Annotated in this window: 22 protein-coding genes and 1 pseudogene; 7 read left to right on the forward strand and 16 right to left on the reverse strand. The window is 69.3% G+C overall.

What is annotated here, in order from left to right; translation table 11 throughout:
• The first annotated feature begins 21 nt into the window (after positions 1-21).
• The 3 genes and pseudogenes from OO71_RS03150 to OO71_RS03160 all read left to right on the forward strand — a co-directional run bounded on the left by OO71_RS03150 (position 22) and on the right by OO71_RS03160 (position 2,034).
• Positions 22-594, forward strand: a complete 573-nt coding sequence (locus OO71_RS03150) for a GbsR/MarR family transcriptional regulator (RefSeq protein WP_084144670.1) — start codon at positions 22-24, stop codon at positions 592-594.
• 427 nt (positions 595-1,021) lie between these two features.
• Positions 1,022-1,588 (forward strand): annotated as a pseudogene (locus tag OO71_RS03155) (IS5/IS1182 family transposase); the annotation flags it as partial.
• Between the two features lie 17 nt (positions 1,589-1,605).
• Positions 1,606-2,034 carry a hypothetical protein gene (locus OO71_RS03160; protein WP_033288094.1) on the forward strand — a complete coding sequence of 143 codons (429 nt, stop codon included), beginning with the start codon at positions 1,606-1,608 and terminating at the stop codon, positions 2,032-2,034.
• Positions 2,035-2,345: 311 nt separating this feature from the next.
• Here the strand turns inward: OO71_RS03160 and OO71_RS03165 are convergent, their stop codons facing one another.
• The 8 genes from OO71_RS03165 to OO71_RS03200 all read right to left on the reverse strand — a co-directional run bounded on the left by OO71_RS03165 (position 2,346) and on the right by OO71_RS03200 (position 8,638).
• Complete coding sequence (locus tag OO71_RS03165) at positions 2,346-3,107, reverse strand: GAF and ANTAR domain-containing protein (RefSeq protein WP_051790959.1); 762 nt, start codon at positions 3,105-3,107, stop codon at positions 2,346-2,348.
• Positions 3,108-3,134: 27 nt separating this feature from the next.
• Positions 3,135-3,881 carry a GAF and ANTAR domain-containing protein gene (locus tag OO71_RS03170; protein WP_033288095.1) on the reverse strand — a complete coding sequence of 249 codons (747 nt, stop codon included), beginning with the start codon at positions 3,879-3,881 and terminating at the stop codon, positions 3,135-3,137.
• 25 nt (positions 3,882-3,906) lie between these two features.
• Positions 3,907-4,638 (reverse strand): GAF and ANTAR domain-containing protein, encoded by a 732-nt coding sequence (locus tag OO71_RS03175; protein WP_033288096.1) that lies wholly within the window; start codon positions 4,636-4,638, stop codon positions 3,907-3,909.
• Between the two features lie 240 nt (positions 4,639-4,878).
• Positions 4,879-5,541: an STAS domain-containing protein gene (locus OO71_RS53205; RefSeq protein WP_084144671.1), complete on the reverse strand. Its 663-nt coding sequence runs from the start codon at positions 5,539-5,541 to the stop codon at positions 4,879-4,881.
• A 28-nt stretch (positions 5,542-5,569) separates the two neighbouring features.
• Positions 5,570-6,970: a membrane protein gene (locus tag OO71_RS03185; RefSeq protein ID WP_033288097.1), complete on the reverse strand. Its 1,401-nt coding sequence runs from the start codon at positions 6,968-6,970 to the stop codon at positions 5,570-5,572.
• The gene (locus tag OO71_RS03190) at positions 6,967-7,632 is read right to left on the reverse strand and encodes a TIGR04282 family arsenosugar biosynthesis glycosyltransferase (protein WP_033288098.1); all 666 of its coding nucleotides are present in this window, start codon (positions 7,630-7,632) and stop codon (positions 6,967-6,969) included. The genes OO71_RS03185 and OO71_RS03190 overlap by 4 nt, the downstream gene beginning before the upstream one ends.
• On the reverse strand, positions 7,629-8,276 hold the full coding sequence (locus tag OO71_RS03195) for a glycosyltransferase family 2 protein (protein ID WP_245633565.1): 648 nt from the start codon (positions 8,274-8,276) through the stop codon (positions 7,629-7,631). Before OO71_RS03195 ends, OO71_RS03190 begins: the two co-directional genes overlap by 4 nt.
• 74 nt (positions 8,277-8,350) lie before the next feature.
• Positions 8,351-8,638, reverse strand: coding sequence for a hypothetical protein (locus tag OO71_RS03200; protein WP_156096138.1), 288 nt, complete (start codon positions 8,636-8,638; stop codon positions 8,351-8,353).
• A gap of 125 nt (positions 8,639-8,763) precedes the next feature.
• On the opposite strand from OO71_RS03200, the gene OO71_RS03205 reads away from it, so the two are divergent.
• From OO71_RS03205 to OO71_RS03215, 3 genes are all read left to right on the forward strand, one after another.
• Positions 8,764-9,756: an NHL repeat-containing protein gene (locus OO71_RS03205; RefSeq protein ID WP_033288099.1), complete on the forward strand. Its 993-nt coding sequence runs from the start codon at positions 8,764-8,766 to the stop codon at positions 9,754-9,756.
• A gap of 1,005 nt (positions 9,757-10,761) precedes the next feature.
• On the forward strand, positions 10,762-10,962 hold the full coding sequence (locus OO71_RS03210; protein WP_033288100.1) for a cold-shock protein: 201 nt from the start codon (positions 10,762-10,764) through the stop codon (positions 10,960-10,962).
• Between the two features lie 290 nt (positions 10,963-11,252).
• The gene (locus tag OO71_RS03215) at positions 11,253-12,104 is read left to right on the forward strand and encodes an acyl-CoA desaturase (RefSeq protein ID WP_425388650.1); all 852 of its coding nucleotides are present in this window, start codon (positions 11,253-11,255) and stop codon (positions 12,102-12,104) included.
• An 81-nt stretch (positions 12,105-12,185) separates the two neighbouring features.
• Here the strand turns inward: OO71_RS03215 and OO71_RS03220 are convergent, their stop codons facing one another.
• The 6 genes from OO71_RS03220 to OO71_RS50815 form a co-directional block, all read right to left on the reverse strand.
• Positions 12,186-12,431 carry a hypothetical protein gene (locus OO71_RS03220; RefSeq protein ID WP_033288101.1) on the reverse strand — a complete coding sequence of 82 codons (246 nt, stop codon included), beginning with the start codon at positions 12,429-12,431 and terminating at the stop codon, positions 12,186-12,188.
• Positions 12,428-13,039: a hypothetical protein gene (locus OO71_RS03225; protein WP_063739995.1), complete on the reverse strand. Its 612-nt coding sequence runs from the start codon at positions 13,037-13,039 to the stop codon at positions 12,428-12,430. Before OO71_RS03225 ends, OO71_RS03220 begins: the two co-directional genes overlap by 4 nt.
• Position 13,040: 1 nt before the next feature.
• On the reverse strand, positions 13,041-14,393 hold the full coding sequence (locus OO71_RS03230; RefSeq protein ID WP_245633555.1) for a molybdopterin-dependent oxidoreductase: 1,353 nt from the start codon (positions 14,391-14,393) through the stop codon (positions 13,041-13,043).
• 69 nt (positions 14,394-14,462) lie between these two features.
• Positions 14,463-15,158, reverse strand: coding sequence for a class I SAM-dependent methyltransferase (locus OO71_RS03235; RefSeq protein WP_156096139.1), 696 nt, complete (start codon positions 15,156-15,158; stop codon positions 14,463-14,465).
• Entirely contained in the window at positions 15,155-15,391 is a 237-nt protein-coding gene (locus OO71_RS03240) for a hypothetical protein (protein ID WP_033288102.1), read from the reverse strand. The genes OO71_RS03235 and OO71_RS03240 overlap by 4 nt, the downstream gene beginning before the upstream one ends.
• Complete coding sequence (locus OO71_RS50815; protein WP_051790962.1) at positions 15,388-15,984, reverse strand: sigma-70 family RNA polymerase sigma factor; 597 nt, start codon at positions 15,982-15,984, stop codon at positions 15,388-15,390. Before OO71_RS50815 ends, OO71_RS03240 begins: the two co-directional genes overlap by 4 nt.
• An 806-nt stretch (positions 15,985-16,790) precedes the next feature.
• On the opposite strand from OO71_RS50815, the gene OO71_RS53210 reads away from it, so the two are divergent.
• Entirely contained in the window at positions 16,791-17,168 is a 378-nt protein-coding gene (locus OO71_RS53210) for an Asp23/Gls24 family envelope stress response protein (RefSeq protein WP_084144704.1), read from the forward strand.
• Here the strand turns inward: OO71_RS53210 and OO71_RS03255 are convergent.
• Positions 17,086-17,760 (reverse strand): class F sortase, encoded by a 675-nt coding sequence (locus OO71_RS03255; RefSeq protein ID WP_033288336.1) that lies wholly within the window; start codon positions 17,758-17,760, stop codon positions 17,086-17,088. The genes OO71_RS53210 and OO71_RS03255 overlap by 83 nt on opposite strands.
• 85 nt (positions 17,761-17,845) lie before the next feature.
• Positions 17,846-18,667 carry a hypothetical protein gene (locus OO71_RS03260; RefSeq protein ID WP_245633556.1) on the reverse strand — a complete coding sequence of 274 codons (822 nt, stop codon included), beginning with the start codon at positions 18,665-18,667 and terminating at the stop codon, positions 17,846-17,848.
• Between the last annotated feature and the right edge of the window lie 1,000 nt (positions 18,668-19,667).

Consider the following 19,667-nt stretch of genomic DNA (forward strand, 5'->3'; position numbering starts at 1 on the left):
CAAGACGATCGAGGGAGAGGCATGTCCGACACCGCCGACGCTGCCGAACAACTAGCGCTGATGCTGACGCAGAACGGCCTGCAGCGGATGACCTCACGTGTCCTCGCGGCGTTCCTGTTCGCCGAGCAGGACACCGTCACCGCAGGTGAGATCGCCGGCCAACTCGCGATCAGCCCCGGCTCAGTGTCGACCGCCATCAAGTCGCTCATCAGCGTCGGCCTGATCGAACGAGTACCGGCGCCGGGCAGTCGCCGCGAGCACTTCCGGGTCCCCGACGAGGGATGGGCCAGGTTGATGTCCACCCAGAACACGGTCGTACAGATGATGGAGGAGGCCGCTAACAAGGGCATCCAAGCAGCGGGCGAAGACAGCATCGCCGGGCGGAGGCTGGCGAACATGCGTGACTTCTACGCCCACATCATGCGCGAACTCCCCGCTGTGATCGACCGCTGGCGCGCTCCCCCGGATGACCACACGCTTCAACAACAGTTGAATCTGCCACCAGAGCAACCCGGATCAACGCGCGAACAGCATGAGCATCCCGCCGGACCACCCAGTCGACATGGCGACAGGTTAGCGCAGCGCCCGGATTGATCGTCCTTTCTCCACAGTGAGGCAGTGCACGAGAATGCCCAGTGCTCCGGCGGCCACGACCAGGTCCGGTTCTCCCATTTCAGGGGCCACCCAGGGAGCGGCCGGGCGCTATTCTTGTGCACCGGAAACAGCGCCCGGTCACAGATGGCCGAGGCGCTCCTGACGTAGCGGGCACCCTAGATCGAGGTGGTGAGCGCGGGCAGTCGCCCTGGCCGTGGCATCGTGATCTGGTTCTGGTTCTGGCCCATATTTCGTGATCGTCTCGGCCCCGGGTGTTAGCCAGCGAGCAGGATTCGCTTGCCTGTTGACTGAACTAAGAGGCTCCGGCAAATGATGTTGTTCGGGATGGTCGGGCCCCGGACGCGAGGCAGGCACGGGCGTCGGTGATCATGAAGTTTCTGACGCTACGTGATCACAAGGACGGCCCGTGCCTGCGCTGCCATCTTGCCTCATCGATCCTCTCTGGGCCGAGCTGGAGGGTCTGCTGGGATCCCGACCGGAGTTCTCCGCGGCCCATCCCTGGGGCTGTCACCGTCGCCGGATCTCCGACCGGGTGGTGTTCGAGCACATCGTCGCGGCCCTGGTTCACGGCTCGGGCTATGAGCGCATCGCTGCCCCGGGCTGCTCTGATCGCACCATCCGTCGACGCCTCGCCGAGTCGGGCGAGCGTGGCCTGGGGCCCAAGCTTCACGAGATCGCTCTGGCCGCCTACGACAAGATCATCGGGCTGGAACTGGACGACCTGGCGACCGACGGGTGCATCACGAAAGCCCCGTGCGGTGGGGAAAAAGCCGGTCCGTCGCCGGTCGACCGCCGCAAAGGCGGACTGAAACGCTCGGTCGCCACCGAGGGCGGCGGCGTGCCCGTGGGAATCGCCTCGGCAGGGGCCAACCGGCACGACTCGCCACTGCTGGAACCCACAATCCGCGCCGTCAAACAACAAGTGGGCGCCTTGCCGAAGAAACCGGTGATGCACCTGGACTCCGGCTATGACGGCAAACCCAGTCCGCTGTGAACAACGGTGGCCACAACTGGCGCCGTCACAACCAGGACGGCCGCACTGGCGTCCTCGGCCGCGTCACCGGCATCGCCGCGGGCGGCAACGGCGGCAACTCCGGCGACGCCGGAAACGCCACCAACGGCAACAAGGCCGTGACCGGCACGTCCGGCAACTCGGGCAACTCGGGCTCCACCGGCGGCAACACCGCCGTCCAGTCGACCCGCGGGCACGAGCAGTCCGGCCGCCACCACAATGGAGTCACGAGTTCGGCCACCACAGTGACGTCGGGCGACTCCGGCACCACCGGTGCCACTGGTTCGACCGGTGACGCCGCGAACATCAGCACCACCAATGGCGGGAACTCCGGAAACGCCGGCAACGGCGGCGACGCTGCCGGTACTGCCTGGAACACCGTCGCGCACACCCCGCGCACCGTCTGACGGTCCCGGGAGATCCACTAAGGCGGGGCATCGGGAGCGATCCCGATGCCCCACTTTTCTTTGATACCACTGGAAGAAATGACCCGCACTGGTACGTGGACACGGCCGCCAATCCGGCGGCTGGCGCAGGGGGGCAAGCTGTCCCCCTGCAGGATCTGCGGCCCGAGCCGGCCACTACGGCTCCGACATGGCGACAGGCCGCGGAAGCAGCCAGCCTTCGTGAGTGCCTCGCTGTCGCTGTCCACCGGACACGAGTCTGACGGCCGGCCCCTGCAGCGGCCCGCCACGGTGGTGCTGTCAGCTACATACGACTACCTGCGGATGAGGATCGCGGCGAGGTCGGCGGTGCCCTCGGCGACCTCGCGCGCGAGGTCGGTCAGACGCTGGTGATGCGCACGGGCGTAGCCGCGCAGCTGCGCGAAGGCCTCGTCCATGGACACCGCGCCGTGTTCGGCGAGCATGCCCTTGGCCTGTTCGATCACGACGCGGCTGGTCAATGCGATCTGCAGTTGCCCGGCAAGGCGGTCGCCACGTTCGATGGTGCGCTGCTGCAGGATCCCGATGGTGGCGACGGCTGCGAGGGCCTGGGCCAGTTCGACATCGTCACGGTCTGCGCCACCGGGTTCGGTGCCCAGCAGCGTCACGACCCCGATGACTTCCTCGCGCAGCCGCATCGGCAGTGCCTGCGCGGAGCGGAATCCGCACTCATGGGCCGCGGCGGTGAACCGCGGCCAGCGGTGGGCTTCGGCCCGCAGGTCCGCGCACGACACCGGCGCACCGCTGGTGACACAATCGACGCACGGACCGTCGTCGGTTTGCACCGCGAACAGTTCCAGCAGTTCGGCCCGCTGCGAGGAAGTGGCCGCCACGTGCAGGCCACCGTCTGGGTCGCGCAGGATCACTCCGACCGCCGAGACTCCGAGCAGGTCGATGCACTGCTCGGTGAGCGTGTTGAGGAAGTCGGAGATGTCGAAGTCGGCCACGAGAGTGTCGGCGAGGCTGACGAAGGTGCGTGACACCCGCCGTTCCCGATCACGCAGAACCGGTTCCAGCTCCTCTGGGGCATGTGACATGGCGGGGCTTCCTGTCCCTTCGGAGGTTCACGCTCGAGGCGCGTCGGCGAGCAGGTCGTGCGGGTCCAGGGCGGAGGTGGCGACATCGCGGGCGACCTCGGACAACCGCCGATGGTGCGCGCGGGCGTAACCGCGCAATGCGAGGTAGGCCTGGTGCATGTCCAGGTCGCCGAGTTGGGCGAGGACGCCTTTGGCCTGCTCGACGACGGTGCGGTGATGCAGCGCGGCCTGCAGCTGCTCGGACACGATCTCGTCGTGCCGGATGGCGCGTTGCTGCAGGATCCCGATCGTCGCGATATCGGCGAGCGCCTGTCCGAGCGCGACGCTGGCGTCGCCGATAGCCGTCGGATGGGTGTTGAGCAGTGTCAGCGCGCCGATGACGTCGTCGCGCAGCCGCATCGGAACCGCGCACGCCGCGCGGAATCCCGCGCTGACCGCGGCGGGCGCGAACTGCGGCCAGCGTGGGCGTGCGTGCTCGTCGGCCAGGTCAGCGCTGGCCACCGGTACCCCGGTGCGCACGCAGTCCAGGCACGGGCCCTGCTCGGTTTGCGCGGCGAACACCTCCACCAGTTGTGCGTGCTCGGACGATCCCGCCGCCGGGCGCCACCCGCCTCGCTGATCGGACAGGATCACTGCGGCCGCGTCGACTTCCAGCAGCTCCACGGCCCGCTCGGTGAGTAGGCCGAGGAAGTCCAGCACGTCGAAGTCGGCAACAAGGGTGTCGGCCAGCGACACGAAGGTGCTCGCCAGCTGCTGATCCCGGGCTTTGCTCATCACGTCGACCTTCCCTCACGGAGTATTATCGCCCGTCCTTGTCGTCGGTGAAGCGCAGGGAACGGTTCACCACCTGCCGGGCGACCTCAGCCAATGCCACGTTGTGGCTGAAGGCGTAGCCCCGCAGCCGCATCAGCGCGACCTCGGTGGTGGAGCCGAGCTGGGCCTGCACCATCCCGGAGGCTTGATGCACCTGCGCGTGCGGGTCGACCAGCCAGCTCACATCGTCGGTGGTGTTCCCGTCGAGGTCGCTCGCCACGCCCTGGGCGGCCAGGTCGCTCAAGATCAGCGCGTCGGTCAACTCGACCCTGCTCAGCGGACCCGGTGTGTCGCGATACAGGTCGAGTGAGCCCAGCCGCACCACCCCGACCTGCAACGGGAAGGAGAACACCGCCGCCGCACCCAGGTCGCAGGCGGCGGGGGTGAACGCGGGCCACCGCGCGGACTCGGCCGCCAAGTTCCCCACCAACACCGGGGCGCCCGACGCGAAGGCGTCCAGACAGGGACCTTCGCCCACGGTGAGCTGCAGATCTTCCAGCCCTGTGCTGACTGCGTTCGTCGCGTGCACCAGGCCGCGACTCGGATGCCCGTCGCCGTTGCCGACGGCACCGGGCAGATGGCTCAGGACGGTGGCCCCGGCCCCGGACACGGACAACTCCAGCACGCACCGGCCACACGCCAGGCTCACCGCGGAGGCAGGCCGAGCGGCGCCATCGGCGGCCAGCAACGCCTGCAACCGCTGACGCCGGGCTTCCATGAGACCTCCGCTCGCCCCTGGTGCGACCAGCTACACCTTACGGCCCGCACCCGTGCCGCACCGGCGGTGTTCGCCGTCGGCGAGGCGGTGGCGAAGCATCGGCCGTGCCGGTGCCATCGGCTGACCGTCGCGCCCGCTCTGCCGGTTTGCCACCACGAATCGACGTCACCGCGCACTCGACGAGACTCTGCGAAAGGGTGCGCGTGGTTGCGATCTTGTTTAGCGCCACGCCCAACTGGATCACGCGATACGGCATGTTGCCCGAGTCCCGACGAGAAAGGACCAGCGAACCGGGAGCAGCATGTCCACGCCTGGGGCACCTACCTCACAGCCCTGTTCCTCGTGTGTCACTACGCGCAGACAGGTGCTCTGCTCGGCGCGCCGATGTGCTGCCACCAGTACGGACAGTCCCGCACAGCCCAGGAACTCGACGGCCGCCAAGTCCACCACCAGAAGCCGCGAGCGCTCATCCGCCGCCTGGTCGAGGGCCCGGTGCAAGCGGGGCGCGGTAAGAGCGTCCACCTCACCTGTCACCTGCAGAACCAGGACCCGCTCACAACGTTGCGCGGACACCGTCAAGTGCGTTGGTCGTCCGTGGCCGGCGCCGGTGCGGTCGGGCGGCGGGTCCGTCGATGATGTCTGGGGCTTACCCGGCGGCACCGGTGCGAGCGTGAGCCGCACCAGCGCGCAGTTCTGATTGGGGTGTCGGGGCTGTCCAAGCAATGTCACGATCAGCTCCTGACCTGGCCGACCGCAAACACGCCCGAAGCCGCGCCTGCTCGGCGCGGACCTGTGAGGCAGCCCGTCGGCATACTCACGGAAGGGGATCGTCGTGAGGGCAGGATCTAGGCACTCCGGCGCGGGTCGATCCCACTGTACCGCGTTCCACCCATCCTGGCCCATCGGCGTCGACGCTCGGTTTCCGGTCAGCTCACCAATTGGTGAGCACGAGATGATTGACCACCAGCGCCGTGACCGCTTGTGCGGCCAGCCACCATCGCCGGGAACCGGGCGGCAGCAACGCCGTCCCCGCGATCAGCCAGGTCCCGAAGGGCAGCCAGATGCGCTCGACCTCGGCTTTGGACAGGCCGGACGCGTCCGAGCAGATCACCGCCAGGAGGGCGGCAGTCACCAGCAGGAAAACGGGATCCTCGAGCAAGGAGCGTTTCGGGACCGTCAGGATCCCCTTCGCCACCGTGCGACGGGTTCCGGCGACGACGGCGGGACCGCACGCGATCAGGAAGGCCGCGATGTCGGCCCATACCCAGTAGGAGTACGGCCTCAGGTTCGCGATGCCCTGGTAGTAGCGCTGAACCACCAGTTCGTAGCCGTCGAGCCACCAGAACCCGGCCAGTGCGAAGACCGCGACCACGAGCAGGGCGGTGGTGATCGCCATCGCGGCGATCTGCCATCGTTTGCCGAGAATCAGTGCGGCGACGGCGAGGAAGCCGAACAGAACCAAGCCGTAGGAGAGGAAGACGCCGAAGCCGAGCAGCAGGCCGCCGGCGCAGGAGGCGAACGCCGCGCGAACGCAGCTTCGCGCGAACACAGCCGAGGCGAGCGCGAGAAAGGCGATGCCGGTGGCGGTCACCCCGGCGAACAGCCCGTCGGCGGAGGCGCCTATCCAGATCACGCCGGGCGTGAGCACCGCGAACGGCAACGCGGCGCGGGCCGCGTCGCCGCGTCCGAACAACGACAAGGTCGCGGGAACCGCGACCGCGCTCAGGCAGCCGACGAGGACACAGGCAGTCGCCGCCCACGCTCCGCCGCCGAGCCCGATCCGGTCCAGCCAGACGAACACGAGCGTCGCGCCGGGCGGGTGCCCGCTGACGTGGGTGGTCCAGTAATGCGGAGTGCCTTCGAGGATGCGTCCGGAGAACGAGCGCAGCATCTCCGGGATGTCGGGAATGTTGGGCACCTCGTGCAGATACTCGTTGTCGGAGGTCAGCCGAGAGGTGAATCCCCGGGTCCAGCCGTCGACCATGACCAGCGCCATCGTCCAGCCCAGCGACAGGACATAGCCGAGGGCGAGCAGCGGACGCCATGCCATCCGTGCGGCGACGGCCGGCCCCCACAGCCCGACCAGCACCGCTGTCAGGACCGCGAAGAGGGAGCCGGGGCCGACATGCGGCAGCCAGTCGCCGAAGATCGGCGGCGCGTACGCGTAGATGACGACGCCGGAACCCGGTTGGTTGTAGTACAACCCGACAGCGGCGGCCGCGAAGACCAGCCCCAGGGCCAGCGCGACACTGATCAGGTCGGCCCGGTGTCCTGACGACGACGATCGAGGAGGCGCCGCGTCCGGCTTGTGCCTGATTCCGCTTTCCTTCATCCGACCGTGCCCACCGCCGCGGCGAACGCCGTGCCAGGCATGGTCTCCGCCACCGCCCGCGCGTCGGCCATGGTGTCGACATCCCGCAGCCCGGGCGCCATGGCGACGCGCAGGCCGTGGTCGATCAAGGCCTGTCTGGTGCGGAAACCGGTGTCGGAGCGGGACGTGGTCACGCCGCTGACGATCCCAGCCTCGAGTGGATCGCGCAGCCCCAGCAGCCACCAGCCGCCGTCGTCGGCCGGCCCGAGCACAGCCTCGGCCGAAGTTCCGAGCAGCCGGTCGCGGCACTGCTCGAGAAGCTCGGCGCTCACTTGCGGTGTGTCCATTCCGACCTGCAGGACCGGGCGGCCGGGCGCCAGCGCGGCGGCGTCCGCGTGCGCGGCGGCGATCCGCTCGCCAAGCGACGATCCACGTTGCGGCAAAACAGGAATGTCTTCCATCACGGCGCACAGCTCCACGGCCGACATCCCGGTTTCGAGATCTCCTTCGAGTGCGACCACCGCGTGCGCTCCGGACACGCCGCGCACGGCGCGCACTGTTTCCAGCAGGGCGGCCGCCGCGATGTGCGCGGCCTGTTCGGCGGTGGCAGGCGGGCACAGCCGTGTCTTCACCCGGCCCGGCAAGGGCGCTTTGGCGAGGATGAGGATCGTCGTCGGGGTCATCGGCGAGCCAGCACTGCCGTCATGTCGAAAGCCGCCCGCACCGTTCCCCGCACGGAGCCCGACACTTTGGAGCGTCCGCCGGCGCGCGCCCGGTAGGGCACGTCGAACTCGACGATGCGCCAATCCGCCTCGGCTGCTCGCAGCAGCAGTTCGAGCGGATATCCGAAGCCCCGGTCGCCCACTTCGAGGCGGAGCAGGGCGTCCCGGCGCGCGACCCGGATCGCGGCGATATCGTGCACCGCCGCACCCCGCCTGCGCAGCAGCCAGGCGACTCCCGAATTGGCGGCGCGCGCGTGCCACGGCTGAACCCCGCTGCGCACCGGCCGCCGCCGTCCCACCGCGAGGTCGGCCTCGCCTCGGGCGACCGGGCCGAGCAGCATCGGCAGCAGAGCAGGATCCAGCGACCCGTCAGCGTCGAGCACTCCGGCGAAGGTCCGCCGGGCGTTGACCAGTCCAGTGTGCACAGCGGCCCCGTAGCCGGGTTTCGGTTCGTGCACGACAAATGCGCCGTGCGCCCGGGCGACCGCCGCGGTCTCGTCGGTCGAGCCGTTGTCCACGACGAGGGGATGGCAGCCCGGAGGAAGCGCCGCGAGCACGCCAGGAAGCGTGCTCGCCTCGTTCCGGCAAGGCAGAATGACATCCAGATCCAGATCGATGACTCCTGACACCTTTCCTCCCGCGGCCTCTCGGAATACCGGGTACCCGGGCAACGAAGCAATTACGCTTCTCTCTCGCTTGGCCGATTCCCGCGGTTGTGTTTCCGGACCGCGATGGCGCGATGGACCGTCCGGCAGACATAAACGTTGGTGCTAACGGTGAACAGACCTGCGGTCATCAAGGGCCACCGCGCGAGGCAGGGGTCTTCGTTCTGTCCGGTGGCCGCGACGAAGGCGGTGCCGCCTTGTTCGAGAATGCCGGGGAAGAAGGCGGCGAAGAACAGGCCGGCGGCGCACAAGAGAACCAGCATCAGTTCGTGGGCGGAGGCTGGCAGTCGCAGCCGTCCCAACCCATCACCTCAAGGGCCGTCGGGCGAACGGGGCTAGTTCTGTTACCCAAGAGGTTTCCAGTGTGGGCGGCCGGGTAACCCCGGCGAGGACGGGGCCGGTCGCGCCGGGACGGAGCGAAGCTGGGATGCGATGGGTGCACTTGTGGCTGGCCGGCGTCCTCGTCGCGGGCTGCTCCGGCCCGGTCGCGGACAAGCCCGCGGAACTCCCTCCTCCGGCGGAACCCGCGGCGGCGCCCGCGCTGGCACGGCCACCGGCAGGGCGCGTGGTGCCGGTCGGAGCGGCTCCCGAAGGCATCGTCGCCGACGGCGCCACCCGCACGGTCGCTGTCGGAGTCCGGAGGCCCAACGCGCTCGCGCTCGTCGACGCGCGGACGGGAACCGTCGGCAAGCGGGTCCCGTTGCCGGGCTCGCTGCGGCACCTGCAACTCGCGGGCCCCGGCGGCCCGGTGCTGGTACCCGACGAAACGTCCAATTCTTTCCTGACCGTCGCCCTGTCCAGCGGCGAGGTGACCTCGACGATCCCGACCGGCGTGGTGCCGCATGACGCGACGCGTGCCGCCAACGGGTCGTACTTCGTGGCGAACGAACTCGGCAAGAGCGTCGTCGTGGTCCGTGACGGCCGGGTCGTGCACACCTTCGCCGATGTCGCCCAACCGGCCGGGCTCGCCGCGGTGGGCGATACCGTCGGCCTCGTCGACGTCCGGCGAAACGACCTGACAATCTACGACGCGGCCACCGTCCGGCAGATCGGGCGAGTGCCTGCCGGCGCCGGGCCCACCCATGTGCTCGCCGACAAACGCGGCCGCCTGGCCGTCGCCGACACCCGCGGGAACGCCATCGTGATCTTCGCGCTTTCCCCGCGGCTCGAGCAGATCGCCAAGCTGCCACTTCCGGGAACGCCGTACGGGATCACCTACGACGCCGTACGAGATCGTATGTGGGTGACGCTGACCGCCATCAACGAAGTCGTCGGACTCGACCTGCCGGCCGGCACGCCGAAGGAGATCGCCCGGCTGCCAACGGTGCGCCAGCCGAACACGGTGGCAGTGGAGCCGGACACCGGACGGGTGTTCGTCACCGGCACCGCGGACGGCGTCATCCAGTTGATCGACCCCTGACTGGCGTCCCGCGGCACGGCGGACGAGGATCCGCCGATCCAGAAGCACCGGCCGGGGCGACGACATGACCTCGTGAGCTGGCGGTGACGTGGTGCCACGGCGTGCCGGGGCCGGTTCTGGCGAATGGGCCGGTGCACGGTCCGCCACCACCGCCGCGCAGAGGGCGGTTCTGTCGGTGCGTCGCACCGACACGAGGTAAACGGCTGCCGCGGCGGCGCGGCGCGGCGCGGAAATGCGATCGCACGTAATTCCGGTCATGGCGGGGTGTAGTGCGCCGTTGTCGACGTCGAAGTACAACCCGCAGCCAGCCTTGGCAACACTAGTGCATCGCCGAAACACTGATCAGCCGAGCAAAAGCGCTCTGCATGCTCGGCCAGGACGAGCAGGCTCACGAGACGCACCTCCGAAGCCCGGAAATTCCCGACAGTCTCCGAGACGGCCGGGCGCCAGAGGTTCGCACCCGGCTGGCCTCCCCGGATGCCGAGCAGGCGCGGCACCGGTTCGGCCATCCGGTCGTGCCCAGCCGTTGCGCGCCGTCCTCGACCCGCACCTCGAATGCGCCGTCGGTATCGAGCAGGAGAGCTGGCACGTCACCACCAGATCATCGCAATAGCGCACCAGCACACTGTGCTCGCCCACCTCCCACGCCCGGTCCAACCCCGCAGATATGCGTTGCACAGCAACCGCGATGCCGGACCGCCCTGCAGGGTTCCGGACGCCGCACCACCCCGTCCTCCAGCACGCCCGCGCGCAGCTCACCGGCCGGAGCACTGGGCGGGTGACCCTGCACACCAGGGGCCGTCGATGGAACAATCCTGGTGCCGCGGCGGTTGTAAGTGGTGGTCGTAGATTTTTGTGTGTGACACGCCCCGCGAAGAACGATGCGGGCGCTGGTTCTTTTCCTTGCAGGACAAGGTGGAGAAGTAGCCGTCTGACAGTACGGCCGACGAGGCCCAGGCACCTGCCCGCCTCCATCTCTCCAACCTCCAGTTAGGACATTCGCCCATGACTCACGGCACCGTAAAATGGTTCAACGCCGAAAAAGGATTCGGGTTCATCGCCCGCGAGGACGGCCCGGACGTGTTCGTGCACTACTCCGAGATCGACGGCGGCGGCTTCCGCAGCCTCGACGAGAACCAGCAGGTCGAGTTCGAGCTGACTCTGGGCACCAAGGGCCTCCAGGCCAGCGCTGTACGCCCGGCCTGATCGTCACGGTCTCGCTGTCGGACCTCCGCCACACAGCGCATGCTCCCTCTGCGACGTGGGTATCACTCGTGGCAGAGGGTTCTCACCCGGCCGTCGACCAGACGTTGTCCGTACCCGATCGCCCCAGCCCCCGGCGGCATCCGCAGCACAGCCGAGTTACCGGAGGTAAACTTGTGGCCGACACACTCCAGCCGACGCTTCCACGCCCGGCTCCCCGATCTCAGCCGTCTCGCACACCGGAACCCGTTCTCGAAGGGCGCAAGTCGGGCACGGAAACGTTCCTGGTCAAGCTGTTCGCCGTGGTGCCCCTGCTCGCTCTCCTAGCCGCCGTCCCCCTCGCGTGGGGATGGGGGTTGAGCTGGCTCGACGTCGGCCTCGCCGTGTTCTTCTACTGCCTGTCCGGGCTCGGCGTGACGATCGGGTTCCACCGGTACTTCACCCACAGTGCTTTCAAGGCGGGCCGTGGCCTGCGGGTCGCGCTCGCGGTTGCGGGCAGCATGGCGATGCAGGGCCCGGTCATCAGTTGGGTCGCCGACCACCGCCGCCATCACGCCTTCGCCGACCGCGACGGCGACCCGCATTCGCCGTGGCGTTTCGGCACCACCCCTGCGGCGCTGGCCAAGGGATTCTGGCACGCGCACATGGGCTGGTTGTTCGACCGGGACAAGACCAACCCCCGCCGGTTCGCCCCCGATCTGCTCGCCGACCGCGACATCGCGATGGTCGACCGCCTGTTCCCCGTGCTCACGGTGGTGACGCTGCTCATGCCGGCGCTGCTGGGCGGTCTGATCACGATGTCGTGGTGGGGGGCGCTGACCGGGTTCTTCTGGGCCGGACTGGTCCGGGTCGCCGCACTGCACCACGTGACCTGGTCGGTCAACTCGCTCTGCCACATGATCGGTCACCGGCCGTTCGAGGCGCGGGACAAGTCGGCGAACTTCTGGCCGCTGGCGATCCTGTCCTTCGGAGAGTCCTGGCATAACTCCCACCACGCCGACCCCACCGGCGCCCGCCACGGGGTGCGACGCGGACAGCTCGATATTTCCGCCCGCGTCATCTGGGCGTTCGAGAAACTCGGCTGGGCGTCCCAGGTCCGGTGGCCGAAACCGGAACGACTGGCCCGCAAACTCAAGATCGCGTGACACGGCGTAGTGCCGTCATGGTGGCCCACACTCTCACGAGTGCGGGCCACCAGTGCGTTCAGTGTGCGGTGGTTCGGCGCTTCACGGTGTACGCGGCGGTCGACCGGTGGTGAGAGCGACGCGGCCGCGGGGGCTGCGCAACAGCACCCAGCCGTCGGCGGCGCTCTCGATGTCGTAACCACTGGTCAGATAGAGGTCCAAGGCGTGGGCCATACCCTCGCCGGGCTGCACCTGCAGGACGGCACAGGGGCGCCGGGAATCGAGACTGCGCGTTGCCGCGGTGGCCGTCCGGCTGGCGGCCGCGACAGTTTCGGCGTGCCGGGTCATGGAGCCTCCTCGGACCGGGTGGGCTCAGGGCGTGCGGATGCGCCGCCGCTGCGGCGCTGGTGCGACGCGTTCCCAGGTGGTTCGTTCGGTGAGACCTCGGCGTTGGGTCGCTTCCGGCTGCGGGTCTTCCGGTCGCGCTCGCGGCTGAGACGGACGGCGTAGGCGATGGCGCTGATCGCGAACAGCGCCGCGGTGAGCAGGAGCCATCGGGCGAGGTAGGGCTGCTGGGTCTGGCCGGTCGCGGCGAGGTAGGTGTCCTGGCCTTGCTCGATGATGCCGGGGAAGAACAGCAGGAACAGCAGGCCCGCGGCGAGCGCGGGCATCCGCAGGTAGTTCACCGCCGGCACGGGCGGAGTCGTGCGCCGGGCGGGGCGGATCGCGTGCAGGACTGTGGTGAGGGAGCGATCGGCGAGGGCGTAGATCGGGAACAGCACGAGGTCGTGGCCGATGACCGCGGCGAGGAACCACACGAGCATCAGCGGCCACTGCGGGTCGGCGGCGGTCTGCAGCGCGGCGTATCCGGCGAGGGCGAAACAGCCCAGCAGCGCCAGCAGATGCAGCGGGTGCGCCCCGTAGAAACCCGTGACACGTGAGACAACGGTGCGCATGTCACGCCCTCCGGAAGTCGAGGGAGCGAACCCACTTGGTGTTGTGCACGCCCGGCAACGCGGGGACGATGATCCGCGCCGGGTAGCCGTGGTCGGCCGACAGGTCGGTTCCGTTGACCTTCAGCGCCAGCAACGCGTCCGGGTGCAGCGTCTGGTTGGCCTGCAAGGTGGCTTGGCCGAACGCGCCGGCTCGTTCCAGCGATCGCACGTGGGTGGATCCCGGCGTGGGCACTCCCGCGAGCGCCGCGAGGTCGCCCAGCCGCACGCCGGTCCAGGTCTGGGTGGTGGACCATCCTTCGACGCAGGCGATGGGCAGCTCGGCTGTGTGTTGCGGCATCGCCAGGAGCGCTGCCCGGTCCAGCAGCACGGGGCGCGGGCCGCCGGTCAGCGTCAGCCGCCATTCGGACCCGGTGTCGGCGGGTGCGATCGCCGCCGCGGTGGCCGTCCGGTTGACGGGAAAGCCGTTGGGTCCGTCACCGGGCGCGCGGCCTCGGGGCAGCAGCAGGGCGGCGTAGCGGGTGACGCCGCCGAGGGTTTGCCCGGCGGTGAGTACCGCGATCAGGGCCGCGCCGCCGCCGACCACGGCCAGAGCGCCACGACGGCTGATTGTCGCCGGAGCAGGGTCGATCGCGACCAGATCGCTGCTGTCGGCGGGTTCCGGGCGGGTCTCGGCGCGGGAGGTGCGCAGTTCGGTGCGCAGCGACCGGGAGCGCAACGCCCGGATCAGGTGCGGCAGTTTGATCGCGACGTGCACGACGAACGCGCCGAGGAAGATCCAGCCGCCGTAGTAGTGCGCGGTGTAGAAGCTGAATCCGAACAGATAGTCGTACTGGATGTTGAGCAGGCCGGTGGCGATCTCGAACAGGATCCCGCCGACCAGCAGCAGCAGCGACAGCCGTTCGAGAGCCTGGGCGATCGACCGGGCCGGCGGCCAGCTGAACAGTTTCGGGACCACGGACCACAACTTGGCCAACACGACCGGGATCAGGACCAGACCGAGTCCGACGTGCAGTCCCTGGTTCAGCCGGTAGAGCCAGGACGGCTCGGCAGGCCAGTCGAAGCCGGGCAGCCGCAGCCAGCCGACATCGGCGGGGATGGCTTGGCCGAACTGCGGACCATAGGCGATGTAGGACAACAGGCCGGTGATGATCACGATCGGCAGCGACACCAGCAGAACCGCACCGAACACCGACGTCAGCCAGGGCCCGCGCAGCGGGCTGCGCCACGCACGGCTCCGGCCAAGGCCCGGCGGCCGATGCCGTTCCAGTACCCGCCACAGCAGGGCGGGGAATCCGTACGACGGCTCGACCGGACTGTCATTTGCAGATTGTCCTGCGGTGGAAGTGCTGTCCACGCGGGATTGCGTGCCGGCGTGCTGCTTCTGCCGGGGACGGGGACGCGGGCTCGGCGGCGTCATCAGGGCTCACCAGCGTTCGCGGTCGAGTTCGGCGAAATGACGTTGCTGGTATCGGTGCCTCTCGCGCAGCCGCAATCCGGCAGTACCGGCCACCGCGGCGAGCGCGTCGAGTCCGACGATCGCCCAAGGGAACCATTGCCCGGACTTCGGCGAGCTGTCCACGCGTGCGGCTCCGCGCCATAGGCCGTTGTCGGCGGGGGCAATCTCCACCAGCACGGTGCCCGTCGGCCGCAGCAGCGCGGCGGAACGGCGCAACAGCGTCACCGGGTCGCCGCCGAGGCCGATGTTGCCGTCCGCGAGCAAGACATGTCGCCAGAAGCCGGCTCCAGGCAGCGGCCCGAAGACATCCTGCTGAAGGACGGGCACTCCCCTGGCCCGGCAGAACCGCACAGCCCACGGCGACAGGTCCACTCCGAGCGCGGGGAGGCCGCGCGCCGCCAGCGCACGCACGAGCCGCCCGGGTCCGCAGCCCAGATCGATGGCGGGTCCGTGACAGCAGTCCAGCAGGCGCCGGTCACCGTGGTCGGCCGCGCCGTGCCAGCGTCGCACCGCGATGCGGACGCGGCGCCCATCGGTCAGCTCCAGGTGATCGGTGTCGCCGGTCAGTGCGCCGTCGAATCCCGCCGGTCCGGAATGGACGGTGCCGCGTGCGGGACAGGTCGCGACGAGGTCGCTCGCGGAGCCGGGTTCCGGTGTACTCATCCGCCGGAGCCTTCCGAGTCTTCGGCGCGTGCGGTCAGCAGGGCGAGCGTCTCGGCGGTCACGGCGCGAACGCGGTCCGCCAGGCCCGCGGCCTCGTGCGCGGTGAACAGCCCGTAGCGGGCGGCGTGGCGGATCGCGGAGAGCGCACGCCGCTCGAAACGCAACGCCCCGTCAGCGGAACGGAAGGACCGTTCTGCTGTTGCGGGTTCGGCCGGCCGGGAGGCGGCGGTCATCGTGTGTTCTCCCGCTGGCGGGGCAGGTGTGTTTGCCCGGCGCAGGTTGGTGCATCGGCAGAGTGGCTGCGATGGCGCCGACGCAGACGCGAGAAGGCGTCGTTCAACCGAGAGATCACCGTGTCCGCGGGGATGCCGAGCAGTTCGGCGGCCTCCGCCAGGGTCTGTCCACGGAAGTAGATCAAGACCAGCGCCTCACCCGACGCGACGGGAAGCGCGGCGACCGGCTCAGCGCCCGACAGCCGTCTCAGAAGGTTGGCGACGTCATCGTCTGGTGCCGGCCGGCCGGACGCGCCATCGTGGGGCAGGGCGGTCCGGAGCCGGTCGAGCGCATACCGCCGAGCGACGGTCATCAGCAGCGTGGACACGTCGTCGCGGCCCGGGTTGTAGCGGGAGGCCGTCTGCCAAGCGTGCCGGTACACCGCGCAGGTGGCTTCTTCGGCCTGCCGTACGTCCGGCAGGATGCTGCGGACCAGCCCGTACACGGCCGGTGCGGTGCAGTCGTACAGTTCGGCGAACGCTGCGGTGTCACCCTGCCCCGCCCGCTGCAGCAGCGTCTGGCAAAGCCTCGACTTGTCGCTGATGGTTACCACAGCCACTCCCACAGGTACGCACGGACTCGTGCCGCCGGGGACTGGGGCAGCGCTGCAGATCACCGGTTTACCCGGGTGATCCGGTAGCAAAACACCCGCAACTACTCCCTCATCGAGCCAGACCGGACGTCGTGAACCGACCGCCGATGCCCGAAAGCCCGTCATCGGGGAAAAGCAGCAGCTGCCCGACCAATCGGATGTGCTGCGCTTGCGAGAGGCTGCGCGCCAAGCGGTGCGCGAGCGGGCCATCAGCGCCCCCCTGCTCAACGCGACGCCGACCCCGCCTGGGAGTTGCACACGGCACCTGGGCGGGTGTAAGGCCGGTCGCAGCGGCGGCGGCGGCGAGGAATGGTACGGAGCACGACCCAGACCGACGACACAGCGGCCGCGTCGCGGAAGCTCACCGATACCCATCACCATCAGCGAGCCCCTGTCCGCACTGCTGCGGCGAGTGTGCGGGCGGGTGACATCGCCGGCCGGCCGCCATCCGCCGCCTCGGTCACTCTGATCAACGAGGGACAGCCACGTACCAGCGCCGACGACGGCCCTGCCTGCACACCCTGCGCGCCGCGACCACCATCCGCGCCGACGTCGCCCCAGCTCAGGGGCCGGTGGCCTGGGTTCGCCGACACCGCCGCCGCAGCAGGCATCGCAACCGTGCTCGGGGGTACGCCGGTCCTGCCCGACGACACAGCCACCGCGGCGCACACCGAAACCGCCACCACCGTGGCTGGCGCAGTGGCTTGCATTTCGGCAGTTCGAATTGCTGCCGGTGGGGCATCGCCACCGGTGGTCCTGTGCTGGTTATGGACCTTGCTGCCGCCTGCGCGAGGCGGCCCGCGGCGGTAGGCCGGCAGCGGGCCGTCGACTACGGCGTGTCCATCGTCGACCTGGCCCGATCGGCGCGGCGCCACGTGATCGGCGCGATCGAGCAGATGACCGGTCTCAAGGCGGTGGAGGTCAACATCCTCGTGTCCGACGTCCGCCTGCCCGGCGACCACACCGAGGACGACGACACCGGGCCCTGTGCAGTGGTCCTGGACGCCGAAACCGACGCCGCGGCCGGTCATCTCAGGGGCCTTGCCGGAACCTCGTGTCTGCTCATGCTTCTGCCAGGTGCGCGAAGACGACGGTGTTGTCGCGGTATTGCCGGGTGCCATAATCGAAACTGCCTCCGCAGGTGATCAGCCGCAGTGCCGGCTGGGAGGTGTAGCCGTAGACGGTCTGCTGGGGGAAGTCGGATTTCGGGTAGGACTTCACCTGGTCGATCTCGAATGTGGCGACGGTGTGGTCGGCGCGGTCGACCCGCACTTGCTCGCCGGGCTTCAGGCCGCCGAGGTCGAAGAACACCGACGGCCCGTTGCGGGCGGAGTCGATGTGCCCGAGGATGACCGACGGCCCCGCCTCGCCGGGGGTCGGCGAGCCGCGGAACCAGGCGGCCTGGTCGTAGTGCGGACCCGGCTGGGGAACCTGCACGGTGCCGTCCGGATTGAGGCCCACCTCGTTGACCGTCGACGACACCCCGATCGCCGGGATCCGGATGGATACCGGCGGGGACGCGGACATGCCGCGCGGCGTCGCGGCCGGGGTGGCAGCGGGGCCTGGCCTTCGGGACGGCGCACCGGCGGCAGGCATGGCCGGGGCCGGTTCCGGCGCGCGGTGCTGGTCGCTGAACCCGTACCCGATCGCGGAGGCCCCGGTCACGGCGAGGACCGCGGCGATCACGATCGCGCTCAGCCGCCACCGGGATGGCTTGCTGCGGTGAGACTCTGCCATGACCACACTCGATCCGGCCGAAGCGGACGGTTCCACGGGGCGGAGGTGAAGCCGGCCCGCGGGACCAGGAGTTCTCCAAGCGGACTCAGCGGTTGTCGGAATCCGTGCTCGTGCGGACTGTGCCGCGCCGCCGGATCGCCACGAACCCGATCGCCGCCGCGAACAGCACTGCCGCCGAACCGCCGGCGATCAGGCCGGCGTGCTCCATCCCGGCCGTGCTGCCGCCACCGGTGGCGACACCGCCGGCGGGCATTTGCTTCATGTGCCCCGGCAGTGCGACCACGATCGTCGCGATCCCGATGGTGGTGCCGCCTTTCAACGCGTCAGTCTCGAACGCGCCGTTCAACGCCTTGGCCGCGCCGTCGGACAGCTTGACCGTGGTCCCGGTCAGGGTCGCGGTGCCGGCAGCGGCGTCCGTAGTGATCGGCTTGAGCGTCGAGCCGTCGAGGTCGAACAGCACCGTGCTGGGCGCGACGACCTTGCCGCCCGCCTGCACGCGACCGCTCAGGGTGGCGGGCTTGCCCGGATCGACGACGAAATTGTCCAGTTGAACGACCGTGGCGCCCTTGGTGAGCTTCAACCCGCTGCCCTGGTGCTCGATGCTGCCCTGGACATACGGATCGACCGCACCGGGCTTGTAGACAGTGACGTTGCCGCCGGTGATCGGGAAGGACGCGACGCCGTCCTTGACGGTCGCGTTGCCCGACGGAGACGGTGCGACGTTCAACGACTGCAGCGCGCTGACGAATCCGGAGTCCAGCGCCACCGACGTGGATACGCCGGTCAGATCGGGAATCGATGCCACCGGCGCGGGCGCGGCGCTCGCGACGCCGTTGCCCAGTCCGCCCAGGGCCATCGCCGTGGCAGCGACCATCACCAGTGCTGCACCTTGCTGTGTCTTTTTCATCGTCAGCTCCTCGACTAGCGCGATCCGGCATGGTCTGGGCCGACGTATCACCGGGCATTCGTCGCGGATACCGGAATGGATTGGTCATCCGCGACAGACTCCGGGAAAACACCGTCCGCGCACCCTCGGCAGCAATATCAGCTGCCGACGAACCGGCTTGCCCATGTTGATCTTGATCAACGTCCCTGCTGATCCCGGCAGGCATCGGCACCGGCGCTGCCCACCATGACGAACGGGTGGTGGCCGGCCAGACTCATCGACAGCGAACTCCCCCACTCCGCCGTCGCGATCAAGCCCACCTGCAGCTCTGAACTGCTCGGCGTGCCCGTTGCTCGATGGCCTGAGCGACCGTGCCATCGAGGGACATATGCGACGCCTTCGCCGTCAGGTCCAGCGCATGGTCGCGGCCGGCGAAATCGACCCCCTCGCGCAGCACCGGGACCAGGTGCGCGGCCCGTGACAAGCGACGAACCAACCGACAGGCCCAACGACCGGGGAATGAAGCCGCGCATGACTGGAGCCTTCACTGTGTTCGGTTCCCGAGGGCGTCGCCTGGGCTGGCGCGCCGTGGCCTGCAGTGGCGGGAATCTGCGTTCCAGGATGGCCGTCACGATGGTCGCGATCGTCATCGTCCCGCAGAACTCGGAAGACCGACGGAAGCTGTGGGAACTCCAAGCCGCGATCGCCCTGCGCCGCAAAATCCTCACCAGCCCGACCCGCCGACCGCACCGGAGGCCTGCCCCAGGCCGTCCGGCTCCTCACCGGAACCGCGCTCGACCTCGGTGCCGACCGTCCCCGAACTCGCCGCCTACGGATCCCTCCTGTGCACCGCCGCCCACTCCGCCGCGCAGCTCGGGCACGCAGCTGAAGCGCCCAAGCAGTCGGTTCGAAGGGGCGACGGCCTCTCAGTACCGGCGAGGATCGCAACCCACCTGCAGTGGCGTCGTGATCAGCAGTCGGTCGATGTGGCATCGGCCCCGGGCCGATGAGAATCGCAACG

This window comes from Amycolatopsis jejuensis (assembly GCF_000717335.1).
In the GTDB taxonomy this organism is placed as follows: domain Bacteria; phylum Actinomycetota; class Actinomycetes; order Mycobacteriales; family Pseudonocardiaceae; genus Amycolatopsis; species Amycolatopsis jejuensis.

Excerpts from the sequence above, each read along its gene's own strand:
- OO71_RS03165 (WP_051790959.1), bottom strand. The coding sequence starts at position 3,107 with ATGTCACATGCCCCAGAGGAGCTGGAACCGGTTCTGCGTGATCGGGAA.
- OO71_RS53205 (WP_084144671.1), bottom strand. The coding sequence starts at position 5,541 with ATGGGCCAGGATGGGTGGAACGCGGTACAGTGGGATCGACCCGCGCCG.
- OO71_RS03255 (WP_033288336.1), bottom strand. The coding sequence starts at position 17,760 with ATGGCAGAGTCTCACCGCAGCAAGCCATCCCGGTGGCGGCTGAGCGCG.
- OO71_RS03225 (WP_063739995.1), bottom strand. The coding sequence starts at position 13,039 with ATGCGCACCGTTGTCTCACGTGTCACGGGTTTCTACGGGGCGCACCCG.
- OO71_RS03175 (WP_033288096.1), bottom strand. The coding sequence starts at position 4,638 with ATGGAAGCCCGGCGTCAGCGGTTGCAGGCGTTGCTGGCCGCCGATGGC.
- OO71_RS03220 (WP_033288101.1), bottom strand. The coding sequence starts at position 12,431 with ATGACCCGGCACGCCGAAACTGTCGCGGCCGCCAGCCGGACGGCCACC.
- OO71_RS03235 (WP_156096139.1), bottom strand. The coding sequence starts at position 15,158 with ATGAGTACACCGGAACCCGGCTCCGCGAGCGACCTCGTCGCGACCTGT.
- OO71_RS53210 (WP_084144704.1), top strand. The coding sequence starts at position 16,791 with ATGGACCTTGCTGCCGCCTGCGCGAGGCGGCCCGCGGCGGTAGGCCGG.
- OO71_RS03170 (WP_033288095.1), bottom strand. The coding sequence starts at position 3,881 with ATGAGCAAAGCCCGGGATCAGCAGCTGGCGAGCACCTTCGTGTCGCTG.
- OO71_RS03190 (WP_033288098.1), bottom strand. The coding sequence starts at position 7,632 with ATGACCCCGACGACGATCCTCATCCTCGCCAAAGCGCCCTTGCCGGGC.
- OO71_RS03150 (WP_084144670.1), top strand. The coding sequence starts at position 22 with ATGTCCGACACCGCCGACGCTGCCGAACAACTAGCGCTGATGCTGACG.
- OO71_RS03205 (WP_033288099.1), top strand. The coding sequence starts at position 8,764 with ATGCGATGGGTGCACTTGTGGCTGGCCGGCGTCCTCGTCGCGGGCTGC.
- OO71_RS03240 (WP_033288102.1), bottom strand. The coding sequence starts at position 15,391 with ATGACCGCCGCCTCCCGGCCGGCCGAACCCGCAACAGCAGAACGGTCC.
- OO71_RS03185 (WP_033288097.1), bottom strand. The coding sequence starts at position 6,970 with ATGAAGGAAAGCGGAATCAGGCACAAGCCGGACGCGGCGCCTCCTCGA.
- OO71_RS03210 (WP_033288100.1), top strand. The coding sequence starts at position 10,762 with ATGACTCACGGCACCGTAAAATGGTTCAACGCCGAAAAAGGATTCGGG.
- OO71_RS03260 (WP_245633556.1), bottom strand. The coding sequence starts at position 18,667 with ATGAAAAAGACACAGCAAGGTGCAGCACTGGTGATGGTCGCTGCCACG.